The sequence below is a fragment of the Mucilaginibacter sp. P4_C11 genome, assembly GCF_056402115.1.
In genome coordinates this window covers 94158-112239 of sequence record NZ_JBFUIA010000002.1, presented here as the reverse complement: position 1 = coordinate 112239, position 18082 = coordinate 94158, and the positions used below count along the sequence as shown (strand labels likewise).

General features: G+C 44.4%; 14 protein-coding genes and 1 tRNA gene. 2 read left to right on the top strand and 13 right to left on the bottom strand.

The features are described from left to right. Nucleotides 1–186: 186 nt before the first annotated feature. Genes AC1DU2_RS02335 through AC1DU2_RS02320 form a run of 4 tightly spaced genes read right to left on the bottom strand, consistent with a single transcriptional unit; the run spans nt 187 to nt 4931 of the window. Nucleotides 187–705: a glutathione peroxidase gene (locus AC1DU2_RS02335; RefSeq protein ID WP_477368665.1), complete on the bottom strand. Its 519-nt coding sequence runs from the start codon at nt 703–705 to the stop codon at nt 187–189. A gap of 41 nt (nt 706–746) precedes the next feature. Next, nucleotides 747–1178: an rRNA maturation RNase YbeY gene (gene ybeY / locus AC1DU2_RS02330; protein WP_477382592.1), complete on the bottom strand. Its 432-nt coding sequence runs from the start codon at nt 1176–1178 to the stop codon at nt 747–749. Next, on the bottom strand, nt 1178–1600 hold the full coding sequence (locus AC1DU2_RS02325) for an ATP-binding protein (protein ID WP_477382591.1): 423 nt from the start codon (nt 1598–1600) through the stop codon (nt 1178–1180). The genes ybeY and AC1DU2_RS02325 overlap by 1 nt, the downstream gene beginning before the upstream one ends. Before the next feature lies 1 nt (nt 1601). Then, nucleotides 1602–4931 (bottom strand): DUF4175 family protein, encoded by a 3330-nt coding sequence (locus AC1DU2_RS02320; RefSeq protein WP_477382590.1) that lies wholly within the window; start codon nt 4929–4931, stop codon nt 1602–1604. A gap of 331 nt (nt 4932–5262) precedes the next feature. Between AC1DU2_RS02320 and AC1DU2_RS02315 the strand changes: the two genes are divergently transcribed. Beyond that, nucleotides 5263–5336 (top strand) — tRNA-Pro (locus AC1DU2_RS02315). Nucleotides 5337–5670: 334 nt separating this feature from the next. On the opposite strand, the gene AC1DU2_RS02310 is transcribed toward AC1DU2_RS02315, so the two are convergent. The 6 genes from AC1DU2_RS02310 to AC1DU2_RS02285 form a co-directional block, all read right to left on the bottom strand. Next, nucleotides 5671–6642, bottom strand: a complete 972-nt coding sequence (locus AC1DU2_RS02310) for an ROK family protein (protein ID WP_477367276.1) — start codon at nt 6640–6642, stop codon at nt 5671–5673. A 5-nt stretch (nt 6643–6647) separates the two neighbouring features. Then, entirely contained in the window at nt 6648–8123 is a 1476-nt protein-coding gene (locus AC1DU2_RS02305; RefSeq protein WP_477382589.1) for a family 43 glycosylhydrolase, read from the bottom strand. A gap of 24 nt (nt 8124–8147) precedes the next feature. Continuing rightward, nucleotides 8148–9521: a sugar porter family MFS transporter gene (locus AC1DU2_RS02300; protein WP_477382588.1), complete on the bottom strand. Its 1374-nt coding sequence runs from the start codon at nt 9519–9521 to the stop codon at nt 8148–8150. A gap of 10 nt (nt 9522–9531) precedes the next feature. Further along, a complete protein-coding gene (locus tag AC1DU2_RS02295; RefSeq protein WP_477382587.1) occupies nt 9532–11247 on the bottom strand; it encodes a RagB/SusD family nutrient uptake outer membrane protein in 1716 nt (571 codons plus the stop codon). Nucleotides 11248–11264: 17 nt separating this feature from the next. Then, complete coding sequence (locus AC1DU2_RS02290; RefSeq protein WP_477382584.1) at nt 11265–14342, bottom strand: SusC/RagA family TonB-linked outer membrane protein; 3078 nt, start codon at nt 14340–14342, stop codon at nt 11265–11267. A 188-nt stretch (nt 14343–14530) separates the two neighbouring features. Then, nucleotides 14531–15547, bottom strand: a complete 1017-nt coding sequence (locus AC1DU2_RS02285) for a LacI family DNA-binding transcriptional regulator (RefSeq protein ID WP_477382582.1) — start codon at nt 15545–15547, stop codon at nt 14531–14533. A gap of 320 nt (nt 15548–15867) precedes the next feature. On the opposite strand from AC1DU2_RS02285, the gene AC1DU2_RS02280 reads away from it, so the two are divergent. Then, on the top strand, nt 15868–16044 hold the full coding sequence (locus tag AC1DU2_RS02280) for a hypothetical protein (protein ID WP_477382580.1): 177 nt from the start codon (nt 15868–15870) through the stop codon (nt 16042–16044). Between the two features lie 185 nt (nt 16045–16229). On the opposite strand, the gene AC1DU2_RS02275 is transcribed toward AC1DU2_RS02280, so the two are convergent. The 3 genes from AC1DU2_RS02275 to AC1DU2_RS02265 all read right to left on the bottom strand — a co-directional run bounded on the left by AC1DU2_RS02275 (nt 16230) and on the right by AC1DU2_RS02265 (nt 17970). Beyond that, complete coding sequence (locus AC1DU2_RS02275; RefSeq protein ID WP_477382578.1) at nt 16230–17279, bottom strand: DUF4097 family beta strand repeat-containing protein; 1050 nt, start codon at nt 17277–17279, stop codon at nt 16230–16232. Nucleotides 17280–17438: 159 nt separating this feature from the next. Further along, the gene (locus tag AC1DU2_RS02270) at nt 17439–17765 is read right to left on the bottom strand and encodes a type II toxin-antitoxin system RelE/ParE family toxin (RefSeq protein WP_477382576.1); all 327 of its coding nucleotides are present in this window, start codon (nt 17763–17765) and stop codon (nt 17439–17441) included. After that, nucleotides 17755–17970: a hypothetical protein gene (locus tag AC1DU2_RS02265; protein ID WP_477367303.1), complete on the bottom strand. Its 216-nt coding sequence runs from the start codon at nt 17968–17970 to the stop codon at nt 17755–17757. The genes AC1DU2_RS02270 and AC1DU2_RS02265 overlap by 11 nt, the downstream gene beginning before the upstream one ends. Between the last annotated feature and the right edge of the window lie 112 nt (nt 17971–18082).

Here is an 18082-nt window from a genome sequence, read left to right as displayed (position 1 = left end):
CCTTCGACGGGGTCGGGGTGACAGGCTCTGTGCACCTCGAAAATACAACTTGTAATGGGTAGCCTGTCGAGCATAGTGGGCAAATGCCTCTGCAAGCGTTCTTCGGCAGGTTCCGAAAATACGAAAGCGCATAAAAAAGGCCCCGGTAAACCGGAGCCTTCAAAATCATAATACCTATCTCATGTTTTAGTTAAGATATTTGGTAATATCGTCAGATAACGGTGTTGTTGCCGACCTGAAACGGTGTACCAGTTTGCCATTTTCATCTATCAAAAACTTTTCAAAGTTCCATTTAATGTCGCCTGTAAAATCAGGATTTGGCGCTGTTGTAAGATATTGAAATAAAGGATCGATATCTAAACCTAAAACGCTAACTTTTCCGCTCATCGGGAAGGTTACGTTAAAATTGTCATGACAAAAGGTCTTTATGTCCTGATTAGTGCCCGGTTCCTGGCCACCGAAGTTATTAGCAGGAAAGCCCACTACAACCAGTTTGCCTTTGTATTTTTCGGCCAACGCCTCTAAATCTTTGTATTGTTTTGTAAAGCCACATTTTGAAGCCGTGTTTACAATCAACACCTTTTTGCCTTTGTATTTAGCCAGCGAAAAATTGTCGCCATCGATAGTTTTCAGCTTAAACTCATAAACCGAAGATGGGGCGGCCGTCATCAAAACGAAGCCCAATATTAAAGAAAGTAATTTCATGGTTTTAAATAATTGATGGTTAAACAAATATGTAGGTAAAATTAGCCAATAAAACTTCGCTTAGCTAAATACTCATCCTCTTTTTGTGTCATTTTTTTCTTTGTAACAACACTTTTATCTGTGTAGCCTACCAGGTGCAGCGCACCATGAATAATAACACGATGAAGTTCGTCGGTTTCTGAATGTCCAAATTTGATGGCATTTTCGCGGATGCGTTCTATCGATATAAAAATATCGCCCACAATATCGCCTTCAACCTCACTGTTGTCAAAAGTGATGATATCTGTATAGGTATCATGATCAAGGTATTGCTGGTTAAGGGTAAGCAGATAAGCATCGGAGCAAAAAATATAGTTCAGCTCTTTTAATTTAAAACCCTCGGCGCCAATGGTGTCTTTAATCCATTGGCGCACAAGGGCCTTGTTTTTTAGCTTATAGCTTATGTCTTCTTCAAAAAAGCTGATAGCGGGCATTATATTTTAAAATGTAGTTCAATCTCGTTGCCCTTTGCATTGAAAATGCACTGGTCGGCCAGGTGCTTAATAATAAAAACACCACGGCCGGTAAGGCTTTCCAGGTTTTCTGGTGCTGTTGGGTCGGCCAGGTGATTGTAATCAAAGCCTTCACCCTCGTCGGTAACAGTCCATATTACCCGCTTGGGGGCAACATCGGCATTAATAATTACCTTTTTTGCGGCATCAAGTTTATTGCCATGAATAATAGCATTTATAGCGGCCTCGTTTAAGCAGGTCATCATGTTGGCAAAGGTATCATCTGCAACATGGTATTTGTCAGCAATCTCTTCTATCAGCGCTTCAAGCTGCGTTATGCTCTCCGGGTTCGACGGTAGCTGTAACGTGAATAATTCGCCGGTTTGAACATTTGCCTGTTCCATATTATTTGGCATTAAGTTGATCAAAGTAAGATTTAATTTTTTGCTTGTAATACAAATTAAGTGCCGGAGATACTGTCTTTACCTGTTCTGTCTGCTTTGCCCTTTGTTGCTGGTAACCCTGCAACGCTTTTATGTATCCCGGAGGTATATTTTTGCCGGCCTGGCTTTCTCGCTGCTGATCCTGCTCACGCTCCTGTTGCGCTTTTTCAGCTTCCAATAACCGGCTCTGTATTTGTTGTTGCCTCTTTAGCGCCTCGTCTGTAATCTTCCTGTTTACGAGATCACGCTCAGTTTGTTCCATTTCTTGCGAAATTTTATCTAAATTACCTAATTTACCCGTACCATTCTTATTTTCTTCGCGATTTATCTGCTCCAACTGTTGTCTTATCTGCTGTTGCTGGCGTGCCATGCGGGCCAACTGTTCGCTCATGTTACCTTGTCCGGGCTGGCTTTGCCCCGGTTTATTGCCTTGCTGCTGCATTTGCTCCCGCGCTTTTTGCATGTTTTTGTTTAGCTGCTGCTGCATTTTATTTAGCTGCGATATAGATTGCGGTTTGCCTTTACCGCCCTTGCTTTTATTCATCATTTTTTGCAGCTGATCTAATGCTTCGCTCAACATCAGGGCAAGGTTGTTCATGGATGTCATGGCAAGCTGCTGATTGCGGTTGGCTTCGGCCGTGCGCCTATCGCCCAGGTTATCCAGCGCCTGATCTATACGGGAATTTATACTGCCAATTTCGGTATTAACGGTTGATTGAATCTGCGGGATTCGCCTGCTGAGTGCATACAAACTATCTTCGGCCGTTTTAAGGTTATCTTTAATATCTTTTTGGCTTTGCGACAATGTGATGTACGCAGGATCTGTAGGGCTGGTAGTCTTTAGCGTTTGCATCAGCTTTTCCTGGCTAAAGGAACTGTTCACCAGGTTTTTCAACAGCTCACGTAGTTGCTGGGCATCAACCGCGTTTTCTTTGCTTTCGCCCTCCTGGTCTTGTTGCTGTAGCTTGCTTGCCAAATCCTTCATTTCATCTGCTGCCTGCTTTTGCGATTTACTGGCTTTGTTTTTATCGTTCTTTTGTAAATCGCCGGCGCTTTGTTCCATTTTTTGCGCTATGCTTTGTGTTTCTTTTTCCGGACTCTTGAAATCGCTTTTGTGCTCGGCTTGTTCATTTGTTTTTTGCAGATCGTCAAATCCTTTTTTTACATCGTCAAATTCCTTTTTCAGGTTATCCTGCTCCTGCTGCAATTGATTTTTATCGGCGCCTTGTTGCTTTGTTTGTTCAGATAGTTTTTGCTCTTTATCGGCAAGCTTATTTAGCTGATCAATCTGCTGGTTTAGTTTCTGATCAAATTCCAGCTTTTTATATAACTCCAGCATGCGGTCAAGTTCCTTTTTTAGCGACTTGTTGTCCATTTGCATTTTGGAGAGCTCATCGCGGGTAGCGTCCTTTTGTTGCTCGTTTAGTAATTGCTGCAGGTTTTGTAACAGCTCCTTTGTTTTTTGGTCAAGCACGTTGTTAAACAAGTCTTCAATTTGTTTTTGTTTGGCCAGGATCTCTTCATTTTGCTGTTGGTTTTCCTGCCTGTTGTATAGGTTTTTTTTGTTATCGTCTTTTATTTCCTTTACCAAATCTTCCAGGTCTTTTCGTTTTTGCAGCAGGTCTTCTACCTGTTTTTTTTCATCAAACGAAAGAGTGTTTTTGTTCAACAGCAGTTGGTTTAGTTTCTGCGATTCTTTTTCAACCTGCCCCGCAAGTTTAATGGCCGATTGCATTTTTTGTTTGATAGCTTCGGTACCGGCATTCAATTGCTGGTTTACTTCTTTGGCATCGGGCACATGAAGCGTACGTTCAGGAGTGCGGGCTTTTTTGGGCCCGTTTACGCCATCATTATCTGCTACTTCAAAAAAGTAGGTCACCTGGTCGCCCGGGCTAATGCCCATATCTTTTAAGTTCCAGAAATAAAAGAAATCTGCCTGCGTTTGTCCCATATCCGCCTCCACACGCTTTACAAACGTCTTTGTATTAGCCTTATTGCCGGATGATTGTACATTATAATGAAAATTCAAAGCCGAAAAACCGTGGTCGTCCTGGATTTTTCCATTAAAATACAGCGATTTCATGCTTACCGAATCAGGTTTTTCATCAACATTGATCACCGGTGGTTCATCCAAAATTACGTTGATATGGTAGGCGGCCGAGTCGCTGTGGTTTACCTGGTTGTTTACAGGGTTAAGCCTGTAAACCGCGTTTTTGTAAACATTTTCGTTATGTACAAATAAACCGGGCCCATTTGCCACTGCCTGGCGTGGTTCATTATTCATAAAAAACTGCAGCCCGGTTGCATATTGCGTATGTAACAGCCATTTGACTGCTGTTCCGGCTGGTATCACCAAATCGCCCGCATTTGCAAGCGTTTCATTTTTTTTATGCAGATAGGCGGGGTAATTTAATTCTACATCAAAATGAAGTAAAGCCGGTTTCTGGTTCACCTTAATCTCAAACAATGCAGATGTAAAACCATTGCCAATAAGCTTGAATTTGGTGTTTTGCTGCAAATTTGTAAACTGGTAATGAAAGCGGCTGATATTCTCTTTATCAAGCTTAAAAGTATTGTTGGCCGTTTCTACGTACACGTCGGCAGGTAATTTATCGCCATCCAGCTTCAAATCAAGCTTCAGGTCATCGCCTTGAACTACAGAAAGGGTTTTGTTGAGTATATTGAATTTGAATGGGGCAGCAGGCACAAAGAACTCATTATGCCTGATTAACCTTTTTGTGCTTTCCGTTAAAATAGATGGCGCAGCCAAAGCGATGATTAGGATAACTGCAACCGGCACCAGGACATACTTAAGATATTTACTATTCTCGCGGATGTTGATGGCTGATGGAAAACTTACCGGCTTTAACGACTCTATTTTTTGATCGATACTGGCTTCGATGAGTGCGCGGTGTTTTTCGTCATCGGCAGCCAGTTTTTTTAGCTGTAGGGTGTTCAACAATTTGTCGTTTACATCCTGAAAGTGTTTGCCAATAATTGCAGCTGCCTCATCATGCGTTAATGACCTTCCTAATTTAAGCCATGACAACAAGGGGGGTAATATGAGCCAGCACACAAGGGCAGCGTTGAGCAGAATAAAAAAATAAAAGAGAATAGTGCGGAAGAGAATATTAAAATTCCCGAAATATTCGCTCAGCGTAATTATTACATAAGCGGAGAACAAGCCAGCGCCTAAAAATATCAGGCCACGCAAAAAATTATTAAAATAATACTTCCTTATAAAGATATTTATCTTTTCAATGAGTAATTCATAATTTTCGGCAGAGGTCATAGTTCAGTGCTAAAATATCAAATACATAATTAAACGAAAAATATTTGTAAATTATATTTATCAAGGGTGTTAAGATAAAAAATCAAAACACAATAAAGGCCATTGCTATGACATTTAACAATATAATAGCAGAAGCCCCTTACTCAAAACGGTAAAATTAGCTAAAAGTGTCTTTTGAACTAAAAAGGTGGTGATTTGATTTACAGTTTTGAATTAAATCCGCAAATTATATATTTGCATTCCCTACATAGTTCGGGATGTAGCGTAGCCCGGTATCGCGTCCCGACTGGAAGTCGGGAAGATCGGAGTCGTTCATTATTTAAAAACAGTTCGGGATGTAGCGTAGCCCGGTATCGCGCCAGCATGGGGTGCTGGAGGTCGGAAGTTCGAATCTTCTCATCCCGACTTGAAAAAGAGTGATTAAGAGCATATCATAGTTGGTTTTGGCCTTTTATGATATGCTCTTTTTAGTTTGTTTACGGTTCTGTTTACCTTTTTTACCTGCCTACAACTAGTGATCGCTACAGATCATACGGAATTACTCGGTCGGCCCTCCCACAGAATATCCAACCGGTTCAAGTATCGTTATTGCAGCAGGATAAAAATGGACTAAAATGTTAAATTTTATAACCAACTCAACAGCCGTCGCCTACTGCTGTTGAGTTTTAAGAGCAAATACATTAACCAATAACGTAGTATAAAGAACGAGGCGATTGTTTTTTAATGGAGGGGCGATAATTTACACGTCCTTACTTATTAATGCCAATGAAAGGGCAGCCATATCTCCTATATTTTCATGAAGTCCGGCAGGCACTATCCGGCAGGCTTCCACCGATTCGTGATAGGCCTCTTTTTTAATCACTTCCATCATAACCGGTTCAAGCAACTGCTGCACGCGGCCGTAAATGCTGCCCAGGATAATCATTTCGGGATTAAGGATATCCATAAGCAGGGCCAGGCCGCGGCCGAGGTATGTTGCGCAGGTTTGGTAAACGTCAATAGCGGCCTCGTCGCCTTTAAGGGCTGCTTCGGCTATAGTTTTTGCCGTAATGTTTGGCAATTGGTCAATACTGTTACAAAAGCCAACCTTTTGGCCAACCTGGAGTTTCTCGCGGGCTTTGATTTGCCCCAACTGGGCAATACCACCGCCACTACAATAACCTTCAAATGAACCTGCCTTGCCAAAGCCAACCGGCCCCGTTTCTGATAACCGGATATGACCAACCTCGCCAGCCAGGTCGGATGGGCCCGAATAAAGCCGGCCATTCAGAATTAAACCGGCACCCATCCCGGTACCGAAAGTTAAAAAGATGAGGTTATCGATACCTTTTCCCGCCCCATATTTCCACTCGGCAACGGCACAGGCATTGGCATCGTTTTGCAGCAGAGTTTTTACTTTAAACCTTTCTTCGGCCATTTTTACAATAGGGACCCTGTCCCAGCCAATTAAGTTTGGCGGCGATAATATTAACCCCTTTTTGCTGCTTAACGGTCCGCCGCAACTGATGCCTATACCTTTTAAATCACCAGTGTTAAAATGGTGCTCAAACAATAAATACTCTGCTGTTATAAACAACAGGTCTATCATTTCATAAACGGGTTTATTTGTGGGGATAACCCGTTTGTCAACAATGATAAGCTCGTCATTATCGGCAACCTTACCTAATATTACCGCGCACTTTGTACCACCAATATCAAATCCTAATAGCATATATGTTAATCTTGTTTAAGGGCGCTTACGGTAATCGACTTAAAATTTACTTTGCCATGCTTGGCATAAAACCAGGCAAAATTTCCGTTTTGTTCATAAGTGCGGTTAACAATGGTACGTTTATGGTCTACATCTACGTCAATGATCCCATCCTTCATTACAATATCTATTTTGATGGGTTTACTTAAGCCATCAACACCCTCAATAGTGGTATTGCCCAGCTTTACCGTTTTATTAGGGGCCGAAAAATTGAGTCGGTACCCCCCCTCGGTACGCTCGCCCGAGCGCAGGTAAAGCCCAAATTCTTCGCTGGCACCAATTGGCTCAATCTCGAGCGTGATGCGGCAATTAAGCGGTACGTTTTCGATATGTGCTGAACCAACACCGCCCGGCGAATTGATGATTATGCTGTTGTTATCGCCAGATGAAGATTGCTGGTCGCTTATAATTTTAAGATCCATCGGCGTCATAGTTTCGGGGACCATCTCTGCCGGAAAACTGGTGGTGAGGGTACCATCGGATTCCTGTCCAACTTCCCTGAACAAGGAGTTACCGCCAAAAATTTCGCCGTTGTTGTCTTTACCTTCAAACCGGTTGGGTACCCAGGCGGCGGCAATGCGCCTGCCGTTTTTAAATTCGGCCGTTTTAACCACGTTCGACCAATCTTCGTTCAGGGCCTGGTAACGCGGTGCCTCCCAGGGGCCGTACGGATTTTTTGATTTTACGTATGATGTATTACTGTTATCGCTGTAAATCAGGTAATACCAGCCCTTCCAGAAAAAGTAGTCGGGACATTCTGGGGTAGAGGCCTGCCCGGTAAGGATAGGCTCGTGAACGGTCCAGTTTTTCAAATCTTTGGAGGATAAGTGTACCAGGGCACCGCCGTTGTTTTTCATCACCGTGTTTTCCTGCCAGCTGGATACAAACAAATGGAACTCGCCGGTTTTCTCGTCTACAAAAACCTTGGGGTCTCTAAAATCGCGCTTGCTGTAGCCAGGGGCCGATGTATAAAAAGGATTGGGCTTTTGCTTTTCGAAGTTTACGCCATCGTTGCTGATGGCATAGCTTAACTGCTCGTTCACCTTGCCCTCATTAAGCAGGCGGGTTGCGTAAAAGGCGTAGTATTTGCCTTTGTAAAACACCACCGAACCTGTACAAATGGATTTTTCCCAGGGCTCATCTATTTTAAGCACTAAAGGGAATTGCTGCCAGTTTTTTAAATCAGACGATTCGCTGAGCGCCCATTGGTGGCCGCCCAAACCGTTCAGACTTTTATGGTGTGCCGAATCAAGCAGCCARTAATAATAATAAACCCCATCTTTTGAAAAGGGTATGCAATCGCCCACAAACAGGTTGCCCTTGGGCTTAAAGTACTGCATGCTTTTGGTTGATTGAACTGTCGGATCGTACTTAACGCCTAACTGTGCCCTGGATATGAATGCTGTGGTACACAACAAGCACGCGAATAGTATTTTTTTCATATGATGTTTGGATAAATAATCAGGTTAAATTTCTTTCGGGCTATCGCCATTGCGCCAATGATTTTCAATAGCCTCCAACGATTTTCCTTTGGTTTCGGGGATGTAATAATACCCCCATACGGCACCAATAACGCAAATAAGGGCATAGCTCCAAAAGGTATAATCGATACCGAGGTGGTTTACCAGTTTTAAAAATGTAAAGGCTATAACAGCGTTAAAGCCCCAATGTGCCAGCGAGCCTATGCTCATGCCCACGCCGCGCACGCTAAGCGGAAAAACTTCGGAGATAAGCAGCCAGCCAAGCGGCGCCAGGCTTATGGCTATAAAAATGATATAACAAACGATGCTGAGTACTGCGAAAACGGGCAGACTTGCACCCAACGCTTCTTTAAAATGGAAACAAGCGCCCAGCAGCGCAAGTGAAGGGATCATGCCAAAGATGCCGACAAAATACAGTTTGCGCCGGCCGACTTTATCCAGCAAGAATACCGAAAGCAGGCATGCCAGTACATTTACCCCACCTATAATTATAGCCGGGATGATGCTTGCCGTATTGCTTACTATACCCGCTATTTTAAAAATAATGGGCGAGTAATAAATGATGGTATTAACCCCCGAAAACTGCTGAAAAAAGAAAATACCAATGGTGATGATAAGCGGCGCGCGTAACCAGGGCTTTAGTATTTCGCCGGCAGATACTTTAAGTTTGGATGATGTGGTGATCTCATCCTGCAGGTCGGCCAGCGTCTTATCTACCATATCGGCATCCTCCAGTTTCAGGATTATCTTTTTACCCTCGTCCCAGCGGTTTTTACTGATAAGCCAGCGCGGGGTTTCAGGTAAAAAGAACATTCCGAAAAGTAGCACGGCCGCAGGCACAAAACCAACCAGGAACATCCAGCGCCAGCTTTCATTATTACTATCGTTTGATAGCCAGTAATCTGTAATGTATGACAGCAGGATACCCAAGGTTATCATTAGCTGGTTTAACGTAACTAATGCCCCTCTTACCCGCGCGGGTGATATTTCGGAAATGTACATGGGTACCACATACGATGTAATGCCAATGGCAAAGCCGATGATGATGCGCATAACTATCAATACCAACACACTTGGGGCGTAAGCACAGCCCAATGCCCCCACAGTAAAAATGATGGCATTGATGATGATCATTTTTTTACGTCCGATGATGTCGGATAGCTTCCCGCTGGTAATGGCCCCTATAACCGCACCGATGAGCACCGTAGTAGTTATCCATTCAATACTGGCATCACTAAGATGCCAGTATTGTTTTAAAAAAGGTAATGCCCCTGAAATAACCCCGGTATCAAAGCCGAACAACAGACCGCCGGTTGCTGCAACCACCGCTATTAACAGGACATTGGATTTTAGTTTCATATTGTTTTGGTTAGAAGCCTGGATTTTGCTTATATAATCCCTTACTATAATTGATCTGGTTCAGCGGGATTGGTAAATATTCATCCCTGCCTTTGGTAAATTTAGCAGTTTTAAGGTAAGTACGTTTGGTAGATTCGGATGTAAAATAACTATTCAGGTAGGTATCGGCAATGCCCCATCTTACCAGGTCAAAAAATCTGTTACCCTCCATGGCAAACTCCAGGCGACGTTCCTTGCGCAGGGCCTGACGGGCATAATCCTGTGTCCAGGTACAGTTGATGCCAGGCTGATAAGTTGTTACTTTATACCTGGATGTAAATGATCCATCCGCCTGTTTTAACCTGGCCGTGCTGTTGGCAGCACGCTGCCTTATCATATTAATAAGTGGCAAGGCTTCCAACGGGCGGTTCAGTTCTATAAGTGCTTCGGCTTTCCAAAGCAGCACATCTGCAAACCTGATGAGTTCCCAGTTTTTGGAGCTCGACATAAAGGGCGGTATTTTTTGGAATGACGGGTCATTTGCCGCGGCATCATCCTTCATGCTGGTAAAAGGTCCGTAAATGGCTGGTGCACGTGCCCATGAAGTTTGGTATACAAAAGTAGGCACATACTTAAAGGGATGGCCGGGGATACCAACCGTATGGTCAAGCCTTGGATCGAACGTTTGATTTAAAAAGTCGCTCGCTTTGGTGGCATCGGTGTTGTTATAGCCGGTAAACAGGGGCAGCCCGTCGGCATCTGTTTTAAAATTGTTTACCAAGTCCTGGCTTGGTATATGTTGCCAGCAGCAGCCATATTCTGGATTCATGGGATAGGTAAGCGAATGCCCCATATCTATCCGACCAAACGGTGTGCCATCGTTTTTAGAATATTGGATAGCAAAAACCGACTCAGGGCCGTTCTCTGTAGCGGCCAAAAAGTTATCGCCAAAATCGCCGGCCAGGGCGTATCTGCTAAAGCTGATCACGCTATCGCAAAGACCAACTACCTGGTTTAATTTAGCCTGGTCGATGCCGGTTACAGTATGCTTATCATCCTGGGTATAGGCCTGGTACAGCAATGTTTTGGCCAGGTAGGCCAGTGCGGTGTATTTATTGGGCCTGCCCTTGTCTACTTGTGTAGCAGGCAGGGAGTTTGCCGCAAACCTGAAATCGGCAGCTATTTTGTCCCAAAGCTGGGTGCTTGTTAGGGCCGTATTTGATATGGTTATGTAGGTATCGGTTGGCGCGTTTTCATCAATGTAAGGTACCTGGTTCCATAGTATTTTGGCCATAAAGTAATGGTTGCCCCGTAAAAAGCGTAGTTCGCCCTGCCTTGATCTTTTAAGCGGATAATCGGCTTCGCTAATGGTATTTACGCGCAGCAGGGCATTGTTGGCCCGGGCTATATTATTGTATATCTGCGCCCACATCTGGTCGGTAAGGCCATTGGTGTTTTGGTTGGTTACAAAGGTTTCGTAATCGTTCCATTCGCTGTTGTCTCCAACCCCGTCGCCGCCTTTGTAGGCATCGCCGCTGCGCATGCTGCCCCATGGCCACAGGCTGTTTGATGTATGCAGGTTTTCGTTGCCAAGCGCGGCATACGCCGATGTTACCATCTTTTCTACATTCTCCGGTGTGTTTAATTGTTCGCTGGCAATTACGCCCTGTGGCTGTTCGTCAAGCGCCTTTTTACAGGAGGCAAGCGCCCCAAGCAGGCAGGCTATCAGTAATAAATATTTTTTCATGTTGTTGAGTTTTACAGTTAAAATGAAAGATCTAACCCGATGGATGTAATAGCGGGGATAGGGTACGCGCCATATGGATTTTCGGGATCGGTGGCTGTGTACGACTTACTTTTTACGGTAAACAGGTTATTGGCCTGCAGGTAAATCCTTGCCCGCTGTACTTTAAACTTTTTAAGGGCATCCTTCAGGTTATAACCTATCTGTAAATTGCGCAGCTTCATATATGACCCGTTCTCCAGGTAATAGGTAGATGTGCGCGCCTCGTTATTCCTGTCGACCAATGTTAATGCCGGTATAGTTGAGCCGGTATTGGTTGGCGACCATGCCTTTAACACCCTCTGTCCCCAGTTGGTACCTGGCCATATGGAAGTAAAATCTGTATAGTTTTTGTACGAGTTGTAAACCTGGATTCCCTGTACACCCTGGAAAAATAAGGCTACATCAAAGTTTTTATACGAGAGGTTGAAATTTAATCCATAAGTGAAATCGGGATTGCCGCTGGTTATAAAATCACGGTCGTTATTATCAATCACATTATCGCCGTTAAGGTCTTTATACCTGATGCGGCCAATGCCCTTGCCCGGCTGCGCGGCGGAGTTGGTTACCTGGTCCTGGCTGGTAAATAAACCATCGGCCACGTAACCATAAATAGAGTTGATGGAGTGGCCGATAATGGTTTGCGTAGTGCCGTTACCCGGGTAGGCCGTGATCACCTCGGATGGTATATAAGTTACCTTATTGCGGAAGGTTGCTATATTACCGCTGATGGTAAAGTTCAGGTCTTTATTGATCTGACCATCATAAGTTACCAGAGCCTCGATACCCTTATTTTGCATAGATGCGCCATTAAAGGTTTTGGTACCCCCTTCGCCAATTACAGCCAGGTAACCGGGCGTGATCAGGATATCAGATGTCTTTTTCACAAAGTAATCGACCGATCCGGATAGTCTCTGATCGAACAGGCCAAAGTCGATACCAAAGTTGGATTCCTTTGTGCCTTCCCATTTCAGTGAGCTGTTGCCTTCCTGGATCTTGACAAAGCCCGATGGCAATGTTCCGGTGCCTGCGCCGGTAATGTCATAGGCGGTGCCCCTATCGGCGGTAAATGTTGGAACAGTACCGTAAATAGCCGCGTAAAGCGAATTGGTGGCGTAATTGCCTATGGTTTGGTTACCGGTTTGCCCGTAGCCGTAACGCAGTTTTAGATCAGAGATAGCGGGAATCTGTTTGATAAATTCCTCCTGGCTTAAACGCCAGGCCACCGTTGCAGATGGAAATGTACCGTAGCGGTTGTTGGCGCCAAAGCGCGATGAACCATCGCGGCGGATAGTAACAGAGGCCAGGTACTTATCATCAAAAGTATAGTTTACCTTACCAAAGTAGGAGAGGAGTGAATATGCCCCGCCATTACCCCCGTTAAGGATGTTTGACGAACCTGCATCAAGGTATGCGTAATTGATATCCTCTAAAGCATAACCCTGCCTGCTGCCTGTAAAGTTTTGGTTCATGTAGTGGATAGATTCCTGCCCGGCCAACACATTTACGCGGTGTCTTTTAAGGTTGAGATCATAAGTAAATGTATTTTGCCAGATGAGGTTACCATCAAAGTTTTGCGAGTTGGCAACCAGGTTTGAAGGATCGGTAAGGAAACCTGAAACGTAGGATTTACGCAGGGTACGCTGGTACAGCCCATCATAATCAACCCCGTAGGTGGTTTTAAAATGCAGGCCGGGTAGTATGGCCAGATCCGCAAAGGCGTTGCCTGTTATGCGGCCAAAATAGCTTTGGTTTTGTTTGTTGTCCTGTATCAATCTTACCGGGTTTTGCCTGTCGGTCATCCCGGCAGCCGGGCCGCCCCAGCCGCCGGTAATTGTATATACCGGCACAATTGGGTTTTGCACCAGGGCCGTGAACAGCACCCCGTTAACATCAATAAGGCGATCGTTAATAAACGAAAGGTTAAAGTTCTCGCCCACCTTTAAGCGCCCGTTAAAAAAGTTGTAATCGGAATTTAAACGAATGGTGGCTTTTTTAGTATGGGTTTGTTTTACAATCCCCTTATTATCGTAATAACCTACCGAAAAAAAGCTGTTGCCCTTTTCGCCGCCGTTACTAAAGGCTACGTTATAGTTTTGCAGCAGGGATGTTTGTCCAATTTCATCAAACCATTTAGTATCCGCGGGCTTCATGGTTTTGGCTCCGTCAATAAAATCGGGCAGTATTACTTTGTTTAATAACGGGTTAGCAAAATCCTTATTCCAGTCAAACTGGTATATCTGGTTATTATTGGGGTCGGTACCATCGTTAATAGATGCCTTAAAGTAGGCTTCGCCATGCTGCTGTGTGTTCAGCACTTTTAGCTTACTGTTGTAATACTGTAAGGACGATGACGCGTTAACATCAATGCGGCTAACGCCCCTTTTGCCTTTTTTGGTAGTTACAATAATTACGCCGTTGGCCGCCCTTGACCCATAAATAGTTGCCGACGACGCATCCTTCAGCACCTGCATCGATTCAATATCCGCTTGGTTTATCTCTTCCAGGCCGCGGGTTGTAGGTACACCGTCAATTACATATAACGGATCGTTATTATTCAGCGTTCCTATACCACGGATACGCACCGTGGCGCCGCCTTCGGGCGATCCGTTGGTAGTAATGTACACACCTGGCACCCGGCCTTGTAAAGCTTTGGTAGCGCTTCCCTGCGGGATGTCTTTAATGTCGGTCATTTTCACAACCGCCACGGCGCCTGTTAAATCGGCCTTTTTCTGGCTTTGGTAACCGGTTACCACCACCTCGTTCAGGTTGCCCGATTGAGGCTCAAGGGCAACCAAAACCGGATAGTTACCTGCTTTAACGGTGTAAGTAAAAGTTTGCATCCCCACGTATGAGAATGTAATTGTTGAATTTAAAGCAGCCGAAATACTGAATTTCCCATTAACGTCAGTGATGGCGCTTGTGCTGTTTGTTTTTACAGTAACCCCTGCCAGAGGTGCTCCCCTGTCCTTTTCGGTTACGGTGCCTGTTACCACCTTTTGCTGGGCATACACCCCGGTGTAACAAAGCATAAGAATGATGGTTAAAAATTTTTTCATACTAATTTGGGTTTAAATTTTGGTTTCATAATCATCTCATTAAGCTTGGTTTTATTAAGGAGAATTTCACTTTAATCGATTAAAGTAATGGGTAATAGCTATGTTCATATATTAGGTTGTTTTATTTTGGGGTTTATATTTTGGTTTAAAAATTGCTTTAATCGTTTAAGGTGACGGGGCAAAAAAAATTATCGTTCCCGGCATGATTTTCCGGCCACAAACGTGGAGTTAAAACTAAGTCGTTTATGGCTCTTCTTTTTATCAATAAGGCCAACCAGCGTATTAACCGCGGCGTTCCCCATTTCTTCCAGTGGCTGCCGCCCATGGGTAACGGGGCAATAAAACAGGTCGAACGCGTCGGCCTCGTCAAAACTTAATAAGGAAATATCTTCCGGAACCTTTACGCCTAACGTGTTAAACCGTTTTAACGCAGCAATGGATAAAGTATCCGTAGCCAGGAACACCGCGTCGCAGCTATCGGAAGGGTTCGTGATACTTTTTATCACCCCTTCCATATCCTCGTTCAGGAATTTCCCCCTCACTTTCTGCAGCCATTCCGGGCGTTGCTCCAGGTGGTTATCCTTTAGGGCATCCAAGTATCCCCGGTTACGCTCCTGTAAATGAAACAGGTTAGTTTCCAGGTTAATAAAACTTATCTTTTTATGGCCGGTGCGGGCAAGGTAGGTGGTAGCATCGTATGCGGCCTTATAATTATCCAGGGCTACGTAATTGGCATCTATCTCCGGGAAATACCTATCTATCAATACAAACGGGATTCCAGAACGCTGAAGCATCAGGATCTGCTCCTGTGATTGCTCGCCGGGCACCAGTATCAGCCCATCCACCTGCCGGTTAACCAACACATTGGTAAGCTCGACAAATTTATCGGCGTCCTCATTGGTGCTGCCAAAAATTACGGTGTACTTTAGCCGTTTGGCTTCGGCTTCAATGGCGCGGGTAATGCCGGTACTGAACCTGTAATTAATATCGGCCACCACCAGCCCAATAGTGTGTGTTTTTTGCATACGCAGGCTTTTGGCTACCTGGTTGGGCTGATAATTGAGCTCTATAGCTGCAAGCCTTATTTTTTCGGCATTTTCCTTACTTACCTGTTTTTCTACAGCCTGTCCGTTTAAAACATACGAAACCAGTGCGGTGGAAACACCAACATGCTGGGCGATATCTTTCAGGACCACTTTTTTCACAGAAATACAGGTATTATAATTGGGCTAAATTGGAATTGAATTCAAATGTAGCACTTTAAACGATTAAAGCAAATAAAAAAGTTTTTTTTGTTATAAGCCTACATTGAGTGTGGCAGACCTACCGGCTGAAAATTCAGAAGCCCTTGGCGGCCCGGAAGTTCGAATCAAACTACGTCCCGATCCGATAGTAGCAAACTGCGGACATTTCGAATCTTACGCTAACCTGAACACGTCATGCTTGTCTATAAATATCCCTGAAGCGTTTTTTCTCTACCACCTGTTTTTCAGATATTTATACGTCAACTTAGCAAGCATTGACAATGATCAATTCTGAAATATCCCCGGCAAACAGCGCGCGTATCCACTCCATAGATATTTTACACGGAGGCATCATGATCCTGATGGCCGTTGATCATGTTCGCGTTTATTCTGGCATGCCATCCGGCGGCGCCGATCCTTCCATCTTTTTTACCCGATGGGTTACCATCCCGAAATAGAAACTTTATTGAGGCAGTACGGGGCAACTGATATACAAAATACACGTGGGTGAACTTATAACATGCTCCTTTGGAAAACATCTTTTTGAAAACCGGAGCAAAGCTGTTACTTTTCTCTAAACACAAAAAAAGCCCCTGACCTTCCAGCCCGGAGCTTCCACTATATGGTTGATTGGTTTGTTTGCTTAGTTAAACCTTACACTAACGTTACCGCTAGAAGCTCCGGCCGTTACCGGTGCGCCGCCGCCGTTTACAGTGCCTTTGATATGTTCGTTGTCCCACTGCCCGGTAAATCCATTTATTTTTGATGGGTGCTGGTTAATGGCATCGCCACGGATATCAAGGCTGAGGCCCTGGTTTGCAGGCAGCTGCAAATCGATATTGCCCGAGCTTACATCCAGTTTCAGGAACTTACCTACTTTAACCATTTGCGCACGCAAATTGCCGGCGCTTGTTGATGCGTCAAGACTGCAGTTCATACCTTTAAGGTCGATGCCGCCGCCCGATGTACTGGTAACCAGCTCGCCTTCAATATTGCTGCCTTCAACACCGCCGCCGCTGGTATGGGCATTTACTGTACCATTTAAATTTTCGAGGCGCAAGCCACCTCCAGATGTTTCCAGGCTGATTTTACCTGTAAGGTTTTTAGCCTCAATACCGCCACCGCTTGTTTGCAGGTTAATGTTATCGCCGCTGTTGGTAACCCTTATTCCGCCGCCCGATGTGGTGCCTTTGATGGTGCCGTAAAGCCTGTCAACTTCCAAACCGCCGCCGCTGGTGGTAAATGTTTCATTGCCTTTTAAGTTATCCAAACGGATGCCGCCACCGCTTGTTTTCAGATTGGTAGCAACCTGTTGCGGAACAAATATTTTAAACGATATGCTGATTGACTTTTTCCAGCTAAAGCTTTGGTTTTCATGCTTGCTTTTGGCTATGGCACGTACTTCGTGTCCGGTTACGGTTACGCTTAGGTCGTAATCTTCATCAAGGCGTTTTTTTATTTCCTCTTTAGATAGATCGCGGCCGTTATTACCCCTGATGTATACTTCAACCCTTGGTGCCTGCCCGGTGCGCCCGCTTACTTCAATACCACCGGCCGATGTGTTTACCACAACGCTGCTGATGGCATCGCTTGCGAGCGATTTGGTTAGGTATGGGGTTTTGCCGTCATTATCCTGCGCTATAGCCGCTATGGTTTGGCAGGCAAGTAATGCCGAGAGAATATATGTTTTCATGATGCTTTTGTTTGGTTTATGTAGATAAGACAGCGGTAAACAGAAAATCGTTGCAGGGGGTGGATAATTATTTCAGAAAGGCAGTTATACGTCCGTCCAAAGCAACACGGCTATCGTGTTGTAATTCACAACCGTCTCCGAAAATGCGTAAAACGAGAACTAAAGAATATAATCTAATAACTGTAACAACTCCTTATCTGTGATTGTCGATTGCTCAGATTTATCATACATATAAAGCAAGTAAACTTCTTCTTTTTTAACTACAACACACGAAATCACCCTTGCGCCACCAGCCTTGCCTTTGCCCTTAGACGCAATTGCCACCCGGATTTTATAGCAATCATGGCCAATGGCTGTACCAAGTTCAGGGTTTTCTGCCAGTTTGTTAATTAGTATTGTCAGTTCAACTTTAAGCGAAGGGTATTTTTTCAAGTACCGTTTAAACTGTTTGTCAAACGGCTGGATGGTACGAACACTATAGCTCATTCAATAGTTCGGATGCCGGACGGCTTTTGATCTTGCCCGCTTTTACTTTTTCAGCAAGAGCCAACGCTTTTTTAAGATGAGTTAACTCTTCCAGTACCTCAGCATCGGGAGCAGACAGATGCTTGGCTTTTACGTAAGAAAAGCCTTTAAGCAACTCCAGAAAGGCGTCGGCTTTGTTATCAGCTATGTCAATTACCAGTTTCATTTATCTTATCCTTATACTACAAATATATTATTAAAACATTAAAAAGTAAATAGAATATCAGACCCTTTGAGCGTATAACCATGTTGTTCTAATTAGCTATTTACACATCAAA